The organism is Roseovarius sp. MBR-6, from assembly GCF_040547525.1.
Classification (GTDB): Bacteria; Pseudomonadota; Alphaproteobacteria; order Rhodobacterales; family Rhodobacteraceae; genus Roseovarius.
This window is the reverse complement of the sequence record NZ_JBEPPW010000004.1, coordinates 274563-290358: the sequence shown is the minus strand read 5'-3', so window position 1 is coordinate 290358 and position 15796 is coordinate 274563. Positions and strand designations below refer to the sequence as shown.

Below are 15796 nucleotides of genomic sequence, written 5' to 3'. Positions count from 1 at the left end.
GCGAAGGCGTGAACGTGGCCATCCACCCAAGCCTCGGCAGTGGCTGCCGGATAGGCTCGCACGAAGCAGGCATCACTGTGCGGCAGATCCATGACAAAGAAATGCGCCTTCTGCTCGATGCCGCCGATGACGACCACCGCCTCGCCGAAGTCAGCCTGGGCATGACCGGGCGGATGCGCCAGCGGCACGAACATCTCGCGGCCGCGCCGTTCGCGCTGTCGCATGTAATCCTTCACGATCGTGTAGCCGCCAGTGAACCCGTGCTCGTCGCGAAGCCGTTCGAACACCCGCTTCGCCGTGTGCCGCTGCTTGCGATGGACCTCCCGATCGCCGTCCAGCCAACCGTCGATGATCCCGGTGAAGGCATCCAGCTTCGGTCGCTTGACCGGTGCCGACCGCCGATACCCAGGCGGAACCGAAAACGCCATCATCTTGGCTACGCTATCGCGCGAGATGTTGAAATGCCGCGCCGCCTCTCGCTGGCTCATGCCCTCAGCACACGCCAGCCGAACCTTCCGATACAAATCCACAGTGAAAATCCTCCCGCCCTCCCTGTCACCAGAAAGGGTAAAGGTGGCCGACTTTTACGCCGCCCGCAGCAGGCTCATCCCGCCGCTACCGTGGCCGACTTTCGCACCGCCGTTCTCAAAATTTCCCGAACCGCAGGCCGGGTCGAACACCCGGATACGCGACAGGCGCTGACGCAGGTTGTAGAGCTTGCGCTTGTTCGTCCCCGCCGCCTCGAGCTGCTCGCGCAGGTCGTCGAGGAAGAGCGGGTCCAGCACCTTCTGGATGTTCGGGACAGAGGTGTAGTGCATCCCCAGTTCGCCGCGCTCGTCCTCGTCCGCGACGGCCTGGATCATGGAGCCGAAGATGTCGGGGTTGATGGTCTTCCAGTCGAGCTCACCCGCGCGGAGCAGGTAAGCGCGCGAGGTGCGCGAGAAGGCGGGGCAGCCGATGTCGTCGGCGAAGAGGCCGCCGTTCACGTATGGGAACCTGTCGGCCCAGGCTGGGAGGCCAGGGCGGGCGGCCCCGTCGGGAGCCTTGATGTTCATCGCCCCGAAGAGGCGCAAGAGGACGTCGCGCGTGTTCGAGCCGTCCGCCTCGGTCATGGTCTGGACCGTGGTGGTGAAGAGGTCGTCGCCCTGGAAGATGCCCGTGTCCTCGGCGAAGAAGCAAAAGATCATGCGGGCCATGAAGCGGTTCAGATCGCCGCGCTTGTCGGCGCTGCCCCAGTCGGCGTTGTCCTTCAGGAGCTGGACGTAGAGGCGGTTCAGGCGCGAGGTGGCCTTGATGTCGATCGGATTGTTCTTGACCTCGGCGACGGTTGAGATGCCAGCGAGAGGCAGGAAGAAGCCGAAGTTGTTGCCGAGCTCGTCATAGCGGCAGGAGAGGACCTCACCGGAGCCGATCTCCTCGGCCTCGACCTGGATGCCGTCTGTGGCGAGAATGAACTTGGCCTTCTGCCGTTCGGTCAGCGGGCTGGCCTTGAGGCGGGCAAGGGTCTCGACCGTCTCACCGGTATCGGCGACCGCGATGTGGATGTTGTTGCGCTGGAGGACGCCGCCGATGTCGGATTTGTTGGTGTTGCCGGTCCGGAGGCGCTTGATGGTCGCCTCCTTGTTGCCGAAGGCGGCGAGGAAGGCGAACGGGAACTCGGCCGCGTCGAAGGGCTGCTGCGCGAGGTCAGAAACGGCTTCCTCGATCTCAACGGCGTTCATGATATTGATTCTCCCAGCCTTTTTGGTGGGAGAATGGCACGTTCGGACAGGTGCTTTCCAGTGCAGACCCATTGGCGGCGAATAGATGGCTCAAACCGCTTCAGAATCGTGCGGCTGATCGCGCCCGCTCGTGCGAACGGCGAAATTCGTGTCCCAGATGCAGATACCGGTCGTAACGATAGAGTTGCGGCCAAAACAATTTCAAAGATTGCCATGATCCACTCCTAAACCATGGCCGGACGCCTCATGCTATTTGCGCTATTGTCATCCTGAAATCGCAGGATTAGCACGCTCTGTCTGGCCGCTCATCGCCACATTATCATTATGTATCCAAAAAAGTTTTCACGCGCTTTGGTTGCGGATGTGCTGGGGCGTAGCTCCGTCTCGTAGCAACGAGGAGGCCATGATGCCCAAAGATGAAGAGAGATACCTTACAATCGAAGAAATTGCGAAGCGGTTTCGCCGTCACCCGCGAACCATTCGAGACTGGATCACGAAAGGTGCCGTAACTCCGCGTGGGCGGGTCTTTCTGGACGCCACGAAGCCCGGTAAGAGCTGGCTTGTGCACCCAGACTGGCTGGCGCTCTTCGAGGATCAAATCCGCCCTCTGGGGATCGGGACGCATCTCGGTCATGCCAGTGAAGCCGCCGGCGCGTCCTATCGTGCATTGGCGGACGGTGATGCGGCCGCGAGATCCTGGGCTCGGATGCGTGCGTCGATCGGCGCGAATTAAAGATGCAGGCAGCCATCCCGCCACGCTGTCTGATCGTTGCGGGGTCCTCTCGACGAGACCCCGCAACGATCTTGGGCCAGTGAAGGGCCCTGACCCCCGCAGCTTCCTCCTTCCGAGGTTTGTCAACGTGGGCCGCCACCTCATGGCCGCCACCCTTGTGCCGCGGCCCACATCGAAAACCTTCAGGTAAGCCGACATTCTCTGCGGGTGCGAAATCATCAGGAGGAGGCACAAGTAGCGGACATTGGAGTGCCTCCTAAAGCTGCTTAGCGGCAGTTCACCGCCGTGACGCAAATAGAAGCGTTCGATCTGCGAAATCAGTCAGTTCGGCATCATTGATCGCAGCTGTCTGCCAGGCGGGGTTGGTATCGTGGTGGAATAGGTTCACATAGTCGAGCAGGGCTCTCAGTTCCGCAATGTCGCCCGCTGACAATATCTCGTTGATCCCGCCTACGCGCTGGTTGCACTGTCCGAGAAAGGGGCCAAGTAGCGTTCCTGGCGGAAAATACTCGGGAAACGCAACGCGCATAAAGGCTTCCAAAATTGGCCGAAGCGCCGCCGCAACCTGACGTTCCTTGTCGGGATCGGCTGCCCGCAAATAACCCCTGACGAGTTCATGACGCTTGTCATGTTCCGAGATACTATCGTTCCTGACATCCCAAACGGTAATCTCGGAACCGACAGCGACACGGTTGATGCGCAGCGCAGTCGAAACGTTCCGGTCAGATCGCTCCCAAAGATTGCAAAGAAACGGCTTCGAATGAGAAAGGACGATGACCTGCCCCACTCTCGTTGCCAGCGCCATGATCTCTTCGCGGGTCCGCAGGGTGCGGTGCTCATCGAGGCTGGTCATTGGATCATCGATAACGACGATTTTGTTCGCGAGGTCGGGGTCCTGTTCCAGAGATGCAAAGAAGAATGCCAGTGCAAGCGTGTTCCTGTCGCCCGCGCTCAACGTATTCCGGAAAGACGGGCCTTGGCCTGCCGTCACGTCGACGTTTTGCTGGTTGATGACGACGCAGTAGGACGCGGATGAACCGGAGCGGCTGTTGACGGACTGGACTTCCCCCAATCGAAATGCCGCCGCGAAACGCCGAAGATATTCGTTGATGGCTGTTTCGTAGGCAGGGAAAATCTGTTCTCGATACTGGTCGAGCGCGGCGCGGGCCTTTGCTCGGAGTCTCTCGGTCACCGCCTTGGCGGCCGTTTCCGCCGCGTAGTTATCGCAGTGCGGCACTACAGCGGGATCGAAACGATCTTTCTGCGCCTTCAACTTTGCAAGGTCATTGGTCAGGGCGGCAAGATCGTCGGCTTGTGCCTGTTCCTTTACGACATCAAGCTGCGCATTGGCGGCACCGAGCCGCTGGGACAGAGCGGCTACTTCTGCAATTCGCGCCCGATAGTCAATTACGGCCTGACGAACCTTGGGGAGTAGTAACATGCGATCCAGAGGCGCAGCGGCTTTGGCGCGAAGCTGTTCGAGCACCCCCTCGCGGGCAGCGTTCCACTGACGGGCGATAGCAGCAGTATCAACCTCAATTTCTGGCAGGTCAGCGAAGTCTTTCCAAAACTCGTGCGCCTGAACAGCGGTTCGAATGTCCCGCTCAAAAGCAGATGGAATGTCCCCGGCATGGGCATCGCGTATCGCAACGCCTGTCTGCCTGATTGCAAGCTTGAGGTCTTCATAAATTTGGCTGAAATAGGCGCGGTAGTGACCGATCACCTCGGACCCGCCGAGGTCCTGAGCACAGAAGGGGCAAATATCGCCGCCATGTCCCTCGGAGATCGGCTCAATGCGCCCCATGCCGTCCGAGACCCAAGCCTCGCCGCCACGTCCGAGCCTCACAATGTGTGCACGAACCCTGTCAGCAGCAGCGGCTTCAAGGTCGGGCAAGCTGCGATCGAGCACCGCTTCAATTGCTTCAAGGTCGAAGTCCGGCAGACCAAACTCCTGAAATCCGGGTCTCTGGCGTATCGTGTCGGCGGCGCGTGCAGCAGCCAGTCGGCGCTCAGCATCCTGAATTTTCGCCTCGATGGCCGGGTCTTGCTCAAGACCGATGTAGGTATCGACCTTGTATGGTCCCCGCGCATTCGCCGGTATCGCTTCAGCCAGCTCGCGGAGCCTGACATTGTGTTCTTCGATGCGTTTGACATGGCCTTGGAGTGTGTCGTTCAACGCGACGCCCTGTGCCCCAAGAATGAGCTCGTGCAGGCTCTGGCGGTGTGTCGCTCGTAGCTCGATACCCGAACAGACGTTCGCAGATACAAACGCGTCATCGAAGATAGCAACCTGTGGCAGCGTTTGCGTCCAAGTGCCGTTTTGAAAGACGCATTGCCCACCCGTATGACCGATAACAACGCGGGGCGGATGCTGCGCACCAAGCCTGTGCCTGTCTGTCACCAAACCGGGATCGTTCGTTGCCAGAGAGCGGAGAATAGCGGCGATAGTCGTTTTGCCGCGACCGTTTTCACCATAGACGAGTGAGAACGGGGTCAGGGCCGTCTGCGGAGAGGCGCTGACATTGTCAAACTGGCCGATATTCTGAAGGAGCTGGATTCTTTCAATCATTTTCTATTCTGCCACAATCTACCACGCACAAGAACGATGTCTGCTGCAACGTAGCGTTATCGATCCCAGATGAATACCCGCCGTGGGCCGAAAGCGTCTTGGTGCCTTGCCAGGCGACGGCCCTCATTCCGACGCAGCGCCGCATGACTGCTTCGAACCCATTTCACCGGCTTTCTGTGGTGCAACTAAAGTCATTTATTGGTATAGACCGAATAGCGCGCATACAACTCAGGCGGAATTTCAAACTTGAGCAACTTAGCTATACGGGCAAATGAAGGTATTCGGCAAATTCCTCTGTAAACTCGAAGCGGTCAACATTGTTATGCGTAGTTTCAATAATCGCGCCATAATTTTGCATCACTTTCAGCATTGGCTTCAAGCTTTCGTGGTCTTCAAAAAAATAGGAAAAAATCGGATTTTCAGGGTCGCTATTGTAGGACCACTTCTTTGACATGACTATAAACTCTCGGATAAATGGGTCCTTTTTAAGATCATCCCGCATCTCCGCTACAAGTCTTGGCATCTTGTCTTCAAGCTTTTGAAAACTACGAGACACTACAATTGAAAAGCCGCGAATTCCAAGATACGCGCGCATCTCAGCCAGGGTTTTCCACTCTCTAAGTAGTTCAATCGAATGACTGGTGATATCCACGTCCACCAATCGGCTACAGGTCTGACAGAGCCAAATACCATTTTCGGCAGCAGCTCGTTCCTCTGGAGTCAAAGCGGGATCATACCTTGGCCCGCCCTCGGCAGCGGCAGTAATGTGCGCGGCGACACCAATGCTTGCGCTATCATCAGCACCGTCTGGACCAATGGTCGGACGTAAACAGGTCTGATTTGAACAACGGTAACCCGCGCGTTGCGCAATTGTTCTTATTACGGGCGATCTAAAATCATCACGGTCTGCCATATGTAGAGCACATACGGCATCAGACGCGTTGTGAAAAGTGGTCTATGAGCACGTCGGTGGGAAGAACCGGGTCGCATGACATCATGATCGACGGGTTGTTCGTGCCCGATGACAAGATCCCCCTCGGGCGGACGGCGGGTGAGTGGCATCCGAGGTTTCAGCTCATCGCCACAATGGCGTTCCCGCTGATCTACGCGGTCTACCTCGGCATTGCCGAAAGCGCCCGGGAGATCGCCTTATCTGTTCCATCGGCCGGGTCCGGGTCGACGCCGAGACGCTGCTCCTGGGTCGGTGAGCCATGGGGTGGCGAATAGTCCCGGTGGCCGGCAGGAATGCCGGCCACCGCCGCGGGTGTCACGCTTTCGGACTGAGCCTGTGGGCCTTGTAACGCTTCTTCCCATCGATCTTCGTCCCAGCGGGAAGCTCTTGGATCCATCCGTATTGCTTCAGGATCTCGAGCAGGCGATCGAGAGCCTTCGATCGCCGCGCTTGAACCGGCCCGTATTGCAGGATCCGGTCGGTCGCGAAACCATCGCCGGGCTGCAAGTTCTTCCGAAGCCAATCCAGAAGGGTCTGGGCTTGGGCGATCTCCGTCTCGTTGGTGGCCGCGATGCAGAGGAACTTGTATTGACTGAGGTAGTATTTTACCAGCTCGCAGGCGGCTTGCATGACTTCGGCGGAGATTTTCCTTGTGTCCCAGTCCTCGAAGAGCGCCAGGATCGCCGCGAGGCGGCATGCGTGTTCCGCGGCTTTCGACGCGAACCCGGAGATGTCGGCGGCCCAGCCACCCGGACCGATTTCGGCTTCGACCTTGTCGTGAAACTCGACGCAGATTGCGAAGGCTTCGTCCGACAGGGCGATGGAACGCTCGGTCGGGTCCTCGAGCGTGCTGGTCAGGGCGGCCTCGACTTCATCGCGGAAGCTAAGGGCAGCTGCTTCGTCCTCGTCGGTCGGCCGCCGGTATTTTCGCTTGCCCATGTTGCTTTGCGGCCAGCAGGGAAGCATCCTGGCCAGAATTCCTTGACTGGTCAGGAACTCGTCGCCGTAGGTGTCACGGATCAGGATCGGTTGAAACATCAGGTTGAGAGTCGTCGCCGTGGGCGGCACGTAACCGTCACCCTCCTGGGTCGCGCGTGGCCGAAAGAAGTAGTCCCCATCCCACAGCTTCGAGACGATGCCGCTCGTCTTTGCCCGCTGGTCCTTCGACATCGAATGACCACCCCAGAAGCTCGATGCCTCGTCGGTGAACCAGCCGAGAAACCCGCATCCGGAAGCGATTGCCTTGAATGCGCCCTCGACTGTCGGTTCGGTCACCAGAAAGCTCGGACAGACGGGCGCGGCAGGCTTCTCTTCTCCGCGTCCGGTGCCTGCGAGATCCGTCTTGTGGCGTGCCATGGCAACTTCATGCTCGTTCCGGAGGCGCATCACCACCCGGTCGATTCCGGCCCTCGCGATCCTGTCGGCGGCGCTCTTGCGCTCGCCCGAAAGAGCGATCGTGACAAAGGCGGCAGTCGCGTTCGCCTCCGATACGAGGGTCTGGACCTTTGCCCGGCTGCCGACGACAAGGGATGCCACCGACAGTACGGATTGGGCTGCGATCGCGGCCGGCCCCTGGGTTTTCCGCATGATCGCTTCCGCGGCGCTGCGCAGTTTCGGCGTCAAGCACTCCAGCGGGAAGCCGGCGGTTGACGGTTCCGCATGGGGCAGCGGCGTGGGCTCCCGGGGCGGAGGGGCCGTCTCCCCGGACGGGACTGAAAAGTTCGGCTTCGACGCGTTGGCGTCACCTATGCCGACGAGGGATTTGATGCGGGCAAGCATTCCTGTTCTCCGTTGCTGCTCGGGTTGTGACCAGGAAATCGGGCGATCGGTTTTCCGGCGGAAACGGCAGGGAGCGGAATCTTGCGGCGGAGGAAAACTTTTTCGCCCGTGGTCAGGCGCAGTCGCTCTGCAATCCTCTCGTGGACAGGGATCTGCGCTGACCGTCCGTTGCCGGGTCTGGATCACTATTCGATCCATCGCATGCGGACTTTCCGCAGTATTGATGATGGTCGCTCTGTCATCGATGGCCGAGTTCTGAGCCCGTGTGCCTCTGGCAGTTTAGCTGACAACGCGGAGATGCGAATCTGGGCGGTCGGTATTGCGACGGCTTGATGGGCTTTGCACCCGCCTGAGATCGTAGCGGATGGATGCCACCACGTCGTGGGGGTCGTCGCGTTCTAATGCATTTCGGATCTTCTGCTCAGTGGCTGGGGGTTTTGTTACGAGCGTGCCCCTCGGCAAAATCTTCGATGCTGTTTGGGACCGGCCGAGCCGGGGCCTAATTGCATGCAACCATGCAAGACAAGCCACTCCACCGATGCGATCTGATCCGATTCTTCAACACGACCGAAAGGGGGCTTCCCCGCATTCTGCGGGAGCTCAACCTGAGACTCGTCGGAGGAACGACACGCTGGTCGGTCGTCTGGCGAACGCTTGGCCTCAAGGAAGACCAAGACCTTGTCGAGGTTGGCGACCTCAGGGAACCGCTACTCAGGGCCGCAGACGTGGCAAGTCTTCTCGGTGTTTCCACCTCCATCATCTACCGGTGGGAGAAGGGAAAACTACCCAAGGGGCAGAAACCGTTTCCCAACTCCATCGATCTGTCGAACGGGCGAAAGAATTCCCGTGCGAAGCGTTGGCGCAAGGCCGAGGTGCTGGCGTGGCATACCGGAAAACCGATCCCGCGATATGCAAAAGCCGCTCCGGCCTTCGGCGCACTCATTCCCAACAAATAAAGCGATCAATCCAATGCAGACGCCACTTCCGATACGCCAATTTCGCCCAAGCGACCCGGATCGTCGGCAAGCGACCGAGATACAGACACCCGGAGGATTTCACCGGCGGCAACCTTCCAGGCGTGTGTATCCAGATCGCGTTTTAGCGACTGAAACCGCGTTCTGGCGACACACGAAAGGAAAACAAATGGTTCAGTTCACGATCAAGACCGACACCCCGGCCACAGCCATCACAACTGGTCGAGGGTCGGCTTCTGCCGGCAAAACAATGTTCGATCTCCATACGCATGTCCAGGCGCGGAAAGATATCGCAAGCTCCACGAAGAACTCGTACCTCGGCGCGATCAGGTACCTCGCAGAGCTCAAGAACAAACCCCTGTCAGGTATTCCGGCATCTCTCGAAGAATTTGATGATTGGTTTCCTGAAGACGCATTCAATGTAGACAATTGGCCGACCAACACAGCCTTCGAACTCTGGCGTCGCCGGGTTCGCTCATCGCTCAGAAAGTTCCTGGGTGTGACGAAAGCTTTGGCGGACTTGCGTGCGCAGCAGGACGAATGGAACGATCTCTTCGACGCGATCGAGCCTCTTGTGTCCGGCGAGGTTGGACAGTCTGCCAGGTGGCATCCCATGAAGCTTTCTGCACTCAAGACTTTCGCGATCGTCGCACGGGCCTATGGATATCTGCCTCGCGATATCGATTTGTCCGTTGCGCTTCGGCTCGACAGCGATTTCACGGGCAACAAGAAGGAGGCGAACCGTCGCTCTATCGACAGGCTTGATGAGCTGCGCCAGTTCCCGGAAGTTCTGCCGCTGCTTCCTCCGAAACCAGTCAATTTCAAGCCGGAACTCCGGTGCAAGGCCAACGTGCCGCTCGATGGCAGGTGGGAAGAGCAATTCTGCGGTTGGATCGAAAAGGTGACCAAGACGGGCTGGGATCCCGTATCCCGGCAATTCGCGGATGAGCATCAAAGCCACGCCGATGTCATGCGCTCGGCGATGCGGACGTTCCTGCGCATCGCGGTGGATACCGGACGGGCGTGCGCCGCCGATGCCGATCTCGAGGTCGTGCTCGGAGACGATGATCTGGTCACCGAAATCGCCGGCGAGTTGTTCGAGCGGACGAACCGGCGCAAAGGCGAAGGACGTCTCGCTCCGCGGACCTGCCGGAAATACCTCAAGGCGATCGGACAGATCAGGCGGCATCTCGAGATCGACAACTCCGAACTCGAGTTGATCGTTGCGAACAACGCCACCTCTCGAGAGGGCGCCAGCGCCGAAAAACGCATGACGAAGAAGAACCGACAGTTCTGCGAGTCACTGATCGACAAGCCCCATGTCCGACGCCGTTTCTTCTTTTCGTTCGCGACCCTCAAGCAGGAGGCGTGTTCCATTTTCGATAAGGCTTCTCTCGAGGAGCGAGCGCTGACCCGTAGGGAAATCAGCACCGCGCGCCTCCTCGGCTCAGCTGCGTGTTTCGTCGCAATCGAAATCGGTGGAGCGCCAATCAGGATCGAGAACGCGATGGGGCTCACGTGTGTCGGGGAAGATGCACAGCTGTACGTACCCAAGGGCAAGCGCAAACCGATGCGGATATGGCTCCCGGCGGAGCTCACGAAGAATCAGCAGGTGATCGAGTTTCCCATCCAATACGACAAGTTCGGTTACTACAAGACCATCCGCTGGTATCTGAAAGAGATCCGCCCGCTGTTCCCCCATGCAGACAGCAGTCCGTATCTCTTTCCGGCGGTGAAGACTCCTGGCGCTTCGATGAATCCATCCTGGTTCGGATCGGAGTTCTCGAGCGTGATGCGCACATATGTCGATCTGCCCATGACGCCGCATCAGATGCGACACGGTCAGGTGTCACTGCTCCTGAATGCGCATCCTGAAGAAATCGAAGTGATCGCGAAGCGCATCGACGACAAAGCTGCGACCATGCGCACGTTCTACAGCTTCATCAAGGCACTCGCGATGGTCGAACGTGGCCAGGACCTCCTGAAAGGATTGATCAATGTCTGAAGGTAAATACGACACGCGAGGCCGAGAGCAGCTGCTTGCCGGTTCGCATTTGGCACGCTACCGCGGAATCGCTTCGATCAAGACCATCGGTCTGCGCGAGTTGCGTACGCTGGACCAGTTTCTCGCCTGGTCGAATGAAGCCGATCTCGAGTCGGCCAGAAGTGATGTCTTCCTGGCTTTTGCGGCTCAGGACAAATCCACCCGGCGACTCGAGAACCTGCGAAAGGCGCTCGATCGATTGTTGCCTCGGGAGGCGAGTGCGCTCGTCGCTATACGCGATGCGATCCGGAGCAAGCGCCCTCGCAGCAGATCCTGTGACCGGCGTGACCGGGCAACGCTTCTCGAGAGTCCTCACATCGCGCCATATCGCGGGTTGGATGTGCTTGAGGAGGTGGATCTGGAGGACCTGCGTGTTCTGGAGCGTTTCATGGCGTTCGCGTCCGAGCGGGGGATCGAAGTGCCGGACGTCAAGGATTTCCTTTCCTTTTGTTCCGACGTCACGACCTCGCGACGACTGCGCAGCCTGAAGACCGCGCTCGATATCCTGCTGCCGGGAAATCCGGGCGTGCTCATCACCTTGAACGCAGCCATTGCTGAGAAGGGCACACCCCGGTCGCCAGCCAAGTCGCGCAAGGCGCGATCGTCGGGCAAGCGTTGGGTCCCGTTGGCGGGGTTGCCCGATCAGTGGCGGCGACTTCTTTGCGCGCTGCGTGCGGGGCGGATGATCGACGGTCGGCGTCCACCGGCCCGGAGTGTCGTCGACAATATGGAGGAGGTGCTGCGCGAATACGCGAAAGTTCAGCAGGACGCCGGCGCGGGCATCGATCTGACTGTCGAGGGGCTTCGACGTTTCGAAGACAGCAAGGCGAGACACGCACAAACGATCTCCGACCCGAAATACATCGGGCAGGGCAATCGTCCGGCGACCCGCCATACAGCGATGATGCGGCTTCGTCGTTTTGCGGAGTACCTGGGCTGCGATGACATGACAGTTGCCGCATTCAGGGCGCATGAGAATGCTCTTCGACGGGAGTGCGACACGGTCGTGCCCTTGAAATTCGGAAAATACGAAGGCCTGCGGGCGTTGGCCGAAACATGGGAGCTGGCTCACGATCTGCTTGAAAGTAGCTTCGGAATGAGGCGCAGGCAGACGAGGCTGCGGCTCGTCAACGAAGCCGCCGTGCTTGCCCTCTGGACATTCATCCCGTTGCGCCTGCAGGACGGGCAGCTCTTGTGGGGGCGCGATATCTATCATGATGGAGATCGATACCGGATCGACATCGAGACGCAGAAGGAGGGCGAAGAGCTCAGAGGTCGTCTCCACGATGCATTGACGCCCTTCCTCGACGCGCTCGTGCTCACGGGCATCGATCCCGCATATCTCGATGCAATGCGTTCACGCGCCGCTTCAGAGGAATTGCCGGTTTTCGTGCGAACAAATGGCCGAATTCTATCCTCAGGCTATCCATCCGCTGTCTGGCGAAAGCATCTGGGAACTGGCGCACACATCGCGCGGACGCGGATCCATACCGAGCTCGGGAAGCTCGGACGCGAAGGTGTTGATGCCGCCCTCGCTCTGTGCGCGCAACGGGACGAACGGAGCAGGACGTTCTATCAAGCCAAGGCCGTGGCTGCCGCGCAGCGCACCAAGGGCCAGGAAATGATCGACGCGATGCTGCAGGAGTGTCTGGCTGAAGATCAGAGCGCCTGATCGGCGCCGACGTCGCGACAGGACATTCCGGGAAGCGGTGGGTGCCGGAGAATGCCTTTCCGGTCGATCGTCAAGCAATCTTGCACGTAAAGGTGGGCGAGACACTGAAGCGTAACCCAACCGCCGCCCGGCGCGCGCCCTTGAATGAGGGCGCGCCGACCGGCGGTTGGGGTATCTGAAAACTGGGCGGGGACGCCTTGCGCAACGCCAATTGCCAAGCGTGGGGGGATCTCCACGATCGGAAAGACCAAGCGACACGATTAGAAACACACCAGTTCGCAGCGGGGATATCTGACGCGGCTCATCCCGAGTTCGCGCATCACAGAGAGTGAGTATCCCGATGAAGCACGAAACCAAGATCAATTCCCTGCTGCGGATTATGAAGATTGTCGAGGCGTTCCGACGCTGGCTCTGCGACGACGGCGACACACTCATCGCCGCGGCCGACCTCCTCGGCGGGGCTACATGGGCCCGTCGAGCGAACGCCCTCGTCGACTGCGCCCGAGAAGGGGGCGATCTACATACGCATCGGCGAACGTTGGCTCGATTGGCACGGCTTCTCCGTCTCGAGTTCGTTGACGATCTATCGGGACTCGAGGCAGCGCGCTTTGCCGATGTACATCCCGACGATCCACGTGCCACAGATGCCATGGTTTGTGCGGACGCGGTCTTGAGAGGCAGGCGGGCGCTGGAAGCGCTCTGGCTTGCCGGCATTCCGAGCCACGGTCATGGTGAGGAGGTGCGGTGATGGATATTGTGGACACCCCCAGCCTCACCACGGCGCGCCTGCAGGCGGAGCTGGCGGCTCAGTGGCTGCACCTGATCCGCTTTGCCGCTCATCCCGGCGCGCCGACCTTCTCGCCCAGCGTGTGTCACTACCATGCACTGCTCGATCCGGAGGCCGACGACTCTGTCCGGCTGAAGGCGTGCCGCGCCATGCTGTCTTCCGTTCGTGGTCGCATCCCGATCGAAGATTTCAAAGGCCTTGCGAAATCCAGAGAGGAGCGGCGCGATGATCCATACGGGAAGGCGTGGCGCACCACGCGAACCGGCGCAGAGCTCTGGATGATTGCGCATCTTCTCGAGATCGCGATCGCAGCGTTCGAGGAGGGCTGCCGATAGATCGCAGTTTTCGGGGTCGCCAGCGGGCGGCCCCGGTTTCTCGTGTGCTGACATCAGCCGCGCAGAGCGACAACATTTTCCGGAAGTGTCGCTGGATTACGCCATGGCGAAACGATCTGCGAGATATCGATCTCGATCGATTGCACCCAGTCGTTGATTTCCTCGATCGGGGACCCTTCGGGATCGTAATGCTCCTCGGTCACGTCTCGGAGTTCATGGCCGATCAGCCGTTTCCGAATATCGAGCGGGCACTTGCGTCGCTTCAAGGTGACGTTGAAATGCGTGCGCAGGGAATGGAAGTCGCGCCTTGGATCGTAGACACCCTCGGTGATCCGGTAGTGTGTGAATACTTTCGTGAAGGTGCCGGAAAGCCGGTCCTTCGCGGCGCAGCGGGCGATATTCGGGAACAACCACTCCTGACCCCTGGCGCGGCACTCTTCGACCATGTCCCATAGCCCGAGCTCGAGCAGGTTCCGGTGGATCGGAATGATCCTCTTCGCGGCCGGCGACTTCAGGTGCTGACCTGCGCCACTCTGGATGCGGAAAACGCGGATTCCGTCGATCGTATCGAAATCATCGGCCTTCAATTGCAGGACCTCTTCCATCCGGAGGCCGGCATGGGCCGCGATCAGGACCGGCCAGAACACGGCGTGCAATTCACCCCCTGCCGGAGAAACAAAGGCCGTGGTGTTGAGAAGGTCCGGGAGCTTGTCCCCCCACGCGAGGCGCGACATGTCCTTTTCCTCTTTCCTGAGCCCCTCTTTCTGACTCTTGGTCCACAGGACCTTTCGAGTGACCGCATGGGTGGTGGCTGCGTGATCGGCTGCCAGCCGGAAGATGAATTGCACGGCCTGGAGGTGACGATAGACCGTGTTGATCGCCAATCGCGGCACGCGGGCGCGCGCCAGACGCTGCTCGGCATCACCACGATTGAGCTGGCAAAATTCGATCTCGTTCTCTGCAAGCGCGATCTGCCTTGTTTCCTCCACATCGGTCTCGTCGATGATCTGGTAGATTCCCTGCGCTTCCGAACTCTTGTGGTGATTTCGCGGGATGGCCTGGAGCAGGGATTTGAACTCGAGCAGGTGGTGTCGCTCGAACCACGAGATGGGCCGATCCCCGAATACCTCGATGACCAGCTTTTTTGTGGACTTCCAATTGCCCAGGCTGCCGGTGTCCCAGTTCGGAGTGTCCTCACGCTTCTGAGTGACAGCAGCCGCGAACCAGTCCGAGAACGGGCTGTTGCCATCGAGCATGGTGATATCGACCGCATAGGGATCATCCGGGGTTCCGGCGCGTCGGATGACGGGGACATGCGCGGGCGGCTTGTCGGGTATGTGTGTCGTCGCGGTCTTCTCGCAGGCAGGCGCTGGGGTCGGAGCCGCAGATGAGGAAGAGCGCACCTCATCTTTCGGTCGCGCGTGATGAGCTGCGCACGCCTTATCTTGCCGCGAGGATGGTTCGTCAAAATCGGAGGGAGCCGGTCGGGCCGACGCGGATGGCCGCGCGGATCTTGACGCCGGCGCCGACATCGGAACCCCCGTCTCGGCATCCCCGATCCGCGCCGGGAACTGATCTGGATGGTTTGGCAAGGACGGCAGGTTCCGCGATGTCGCGAAGAGCGTCGCGTCCTGGCTTCTGGCAGGCCCTGCGATGCGCGTGTCCTGCATGTAGATGCCCTGTTCGCGGCGGATATTCTCCTCCGCAACTTCGATGAGGGCCCGGGCACAACGCCGTGCCAGGCGCGGGTATCCGTCATCTGCCGGATCGGTATCGATCCCGAGCCGGTATAACGTCCGTTCGACCGGCGCGTGAATGGCATCATAGGCGTTGTAGACCAGCGCGGCGCGCAGGGAGTCCCGTGTGGCCTCGTGAATGCGGATCGCGGCCGCGACGGCTTCCGTGGATCGCGGACCGCAATTTTCCCGGGCGGCTTCCGCGGCCTCGAGATCGAAGCGCATCAGGTCGTCCACGACCGCATCCATGTCTCTTTCGTCGAGCATATCCGCCCCGCACACCTCGATCAGTCCAATGAGGTCGTCGATGAAACGGGTTACGATCCCCGCCTTCCGACGCGCCTCGGAGACGACATGTGTACGAAGCGAAAACCCGAAAAACGATTTTCGATAGATTTTTCGGACAGGTGTTGGAACGCGCCTTCGGAAGACGAGGGTCGCATCTCTGCGAATGACGTAAGGGATGTGTGCGGCCATGTGTGCGACTTTCTTGC

The 15796-nt window shown here is 59.8% G+C and carries 13 protein-coding genes; 7 read left to right on the top strand and 6 right to left on the bottom strand.

Going from position 1 to position 15796, the window contains the following annotated elements:
• A partial coding sequence (locus ABIE57_RS07970) for a transposase (protein WP_502950133.1) occupies window positions 1-530 on the bottom strand: 530 nt, incomplete at its 3' end.
• 54 nt (window positions 531-584) lie between these two features.
• On the bottom strand, window positions 585-1721 hold the full coding sequence (locus ABIE57_RS07965) for a type IIL restriction-modification enzyme MmeI (protein WP_354538468.1): 1137 nt from the start codon (window positions 1719-1721) through the stop codon (window positions 585-587).
• A gap of 406 nt (window positions 1722-2127) precedes the next feature.
• On the opposite strand from ABIE57_RS07965, the gene ABIE57_RS07960 reads away from it, so the two are divergent.
• A complete protein-coding gene (locus ABIE57_RS07960; RefSeq protein ID WP_354538467.1) occupies window positions 2128-2454 on the top strand; it encodes a helix-turn-helix domain-containing protein in 327 nt (108 codons plus the stop codon).
• Between the two features lie 277 nt (window positions 2455-2731).
• Here ABIE57_RS07960 and ABIE57_RS07955 read toward each other — a convergent pair whose 3' ends face one another.
• Window positions 2732-5023, bottom strand: coding sequence for an AAA family ATPase (locus tag ABIE57_RS07955; protein WP_354538466.1), 2292 nt, complete (start codon window positions 5021-5023; stop codon window positions 2732-2734).
• 259 nt (window positions 5024-5282) lie between these two features.
• Window positions 5283-5936, bottom strand: a complete 654-nt coding sequence (locus tag ABIE57_RS07950; RefSeq protein WP_354538465.1) for a hypothetical protein — start codon at window positions 5934-5936, stop codon at window positions 5283-5285.
• An 83-nt stretch (window positions 5937-6019) separates the two neighbouring features.
• On the opposite strand from ABIE57_RS07950, the gene ABIE57_RS07945 reads away from it, so the two are divergent.
• Window positions 6020-6250 (top strand): hypothetical protein, encoded by a 231-nt coding sequence (locus tag ABIE57_RS07945; RefSeq protein ID WP_354538464.1) that lies wholly within the window; start codon window positions 6020-6022, stop codon window positions 6248-6250.
• Window positions 6251-6290: 40 nt separating this feature from the next.
• Here ABIE57_RS07945 and ABIE57_RS07940 read toward each other — a convergent pair whose 3' ends face one another.
• On the bottom strand, window positions 6291-7754 hold the full coding sequence (locus ABIE57_RS07940) for a DUF3987 domain-containing protein (RefSeq protein WP_354538463.1): 1464 nt from the start codon (window positions 7752-7754) through the stop codon (window positions 6291-6293).
• Between the two features lie 515 nt (window positions 7755-8269).
• Here ABIE57_RS07940 and ABIE57_RS07935 point away from each other — a divergent pair.
• The 5 genes from ABIE57_RS07935 to ABIE57_RS07915 all read left to right on the top strand — a co-directional run bounded on the left by ABIE57_RS07935 (window position 8270) and on the right by ABIE57_RS07915 (window position 13566).
• Entirely contained in the window at window positions 8270-8710 is a 441-nt protein-coding gene (locus ABIE57_RS07935) for a helix-turn-helix transcriptional regulator (protein ID WP_354538462.1), read from the top strand.
• A gap of 187 nt (window positions 8711-8897) precedes the next feature.
• A complete protein-coding gene (locus tag ABIE57_RS07930) occupies window positions 8898-10733 on the top strand; it encodes a site-specific integrase (protein ID WP_354538461.1) in 1836 nt (611 codons plus the stop codon).
• Window positions 10726-12444 carry a hypothetical protein gene (locus tag ABIE57_RS07925; RefSeq protein WP_354538460.1) on the top strand — a complete coding sequence of 573 codons (1719 nt, stop codon included), beginning with the start codon at window positions 10726-10728 and terminating at the stop codon, window positions 12442-12444. The genes ABIE57_RS07930 and ABIE57_RS07925 overlap by 8 nt, the downstream gene beginning before the upstream one ends.
• A gap of 340 nt (window positions 12445-12784) precedes the next feature.
• On the top strand, window positions 12785-13192 hold the full coding sequence (locus tag ABIE57_RS07920) for a hypothetical protein (protein ID WP_354538459.1): 408 nt from the start codon (window positions 12785-12787) through the stop codon (window positions 13190-13192).
• Window positions 13192-13566, top strand: coding sequence for a hypothetical protein (locus ABIE57_RS07915; RefSeq protein WP_354538458.1), 375 nt, complete (start codon window positions 13192-13194; stop codon window positions 13564-13566). The genes ABIE57_RS07920 and ABIE57_RS07915 overlap by 1 nt, the downstream gene beginning before the upstream one ends.
• Before the next feature lie 53 nt (window positions 13567-13619).
• Here ABIE57_RS07915 and ABIE57_RS07910 read toward each other — a convergent pair whose 3' ends face one another.
• Window positions 13620-15779, bottom strand: a complete 2160-nt coding sequence (locus tag ABIE57_RS07910) for a DUF6538 domain-containing protein (RefSeq protein WP_354538457.1) — start codon at window positions 15777-15779, stop codon at window positions 13620-13622.
• Window positions 15780-15796 lie beyond the last annotated feature (17 nt).

What these genes read in the sequence shown, in the direction of transcription:
- ABIE57_RS07965 (WP_354538468.1), bottom strand. Translation starts at nt 1,721, where the DNA reads ATGAACGCCGTTGAGATCGAGGAAGCCGTTTCTGACCTCGCGCAGCAG.
- ABIE57_RS07960 (WP_354538467.1), top strand. Translation starts at nt 2,128, where the DNA reads ATGCCCAAAGATGAAGAGAGATACCTTACAATCGAAGAAATTGCGAAG.
- ABIE57_RS07955 (WP_354538466.1), bottom strand. Translation starts at nt 5,023, where the DNA reads ATGATTGAAAGAATCCAGCTCCTTCAGAATATCGGCCAGTTTGACAAT.
- ABIE57_RS07950 (WP_354538465.1), bottom strand. Translation starts at nt 5,936, where the DNA reads ATGGCAGACCGTGATGATTTTAGATCGCCCGTAATAAGAACAATTGCG.
- ABIE57_RS07945 (WP_354538464.1), top strand. Translation starts at nt 6,020, where the DNA reads ATGATCGACGGGTTGTTCGTGCCCGATGACAAGATCCCCCTCGGGCGG.
- ABIE57_RS07940 (WP_354538463.1), bottom strand. Translation starts at nt 7,754, where the DNA reads ATGCTTGCCCGCATCAAATCCCTCGTCGGCATAGGTGACGCCAACGCG.
- ABIE57_RS07935 (WP_354538462.1), top strand. Translation starts at nt 8,270, where the DNA reads ATGCAAGACAAGCCACTCCACCGATGCGATCTGATCCGATTCTTCAAC.
- ABIE57_RS07930 (WP_354538461.1), top strand. Translation starts at nt 8,898, where the DNA reads ATGGTTCAGTTCACGATCAAGACCGACACCCCGGCCACAGCCATCACA.
- ABIE57_RS07925 (WP_354538460.1), top strand. Translation starts at nt 10,726, where the DNA reads ATGTCTGAAGGTAAATACGACACGCGAGGCCGAGAGCAGCTGCTTGCC.
- ABIE57_RS07920 (WP_354538459.1), top strand. Translation starts at nt 12,785, where the DNA reads ATGAAGCACGAAACCAAGATCAATTCCCTGCTGCGGATTATGAAGATT.
- ABIE57_RS07915 (WP_354538458.1), top strand. Translation starts at nt 13,192, where the DNA reads ATGGATATTGTGGACACCCCCAGCCTCACCACGGCGCGCCTGCAGGCG.
- ABIE57_RS07910 (WP_354538457.1), bottom strand. Translation starts at nt 15,779, where the DNA reads ATGGCCGCACACATCCCTTACGTCATTCGCAGAGATGCGACCCTCGTC.